We start from the raw sequence: 233 nt of genomic DNA, 5'->3' as shown, positions 1-233 counted from the left end.
GCTTTCGGAGCGTCTTTCCACTGAAGGCCGTTGCGGATCACATAAACGATCCCGCTCAGAACACGCCGGTCATCCACGCGTGGCACTCTGTGCGCCAGAGGGAAAAACGGCTCAATCCGCTCCATCTGGCTCTCAGACAGCAAAAACATGTCACTCACAGCCTCACCTCCACCGGTAAGCCTGTGAATCACAACCGCTCGCTCAGTTCAAGAAATTAATAGGTCCTGAGCCTA

General features: G+C 54.5%; 1 protein-coding gene. It reads right to left on the bottom strand.

The features are described 5' to 3' along the window. On the bottom strand, positions 1–158 hold a 158-nt coding region (locus B7444_RS15910; protein WP_148424764.1), incomplete at its 3' end, for a transposase. Positions 159–233 lie beyond the last annotated feature (75 nt).

Origin of the sequence: Gluconobacter thailandicus F149-1 = NBRC 100600 (genome assembly GCF_000964465.1) — a bacterium.
In the GTDB taxonomy this organism is placed as follows: Bacteria; Pseudomonadota; Alphaproteobacteria; order Acetobacterales; family Acetobacteraceae; genus Gluconobacter; species Gluconobacter thailandicus.
The sequence above is the reverse complement of the archived record's forward strand: the minus strand, read 5'-3'. Positions and strand labels throughout refer to the sequence as shown.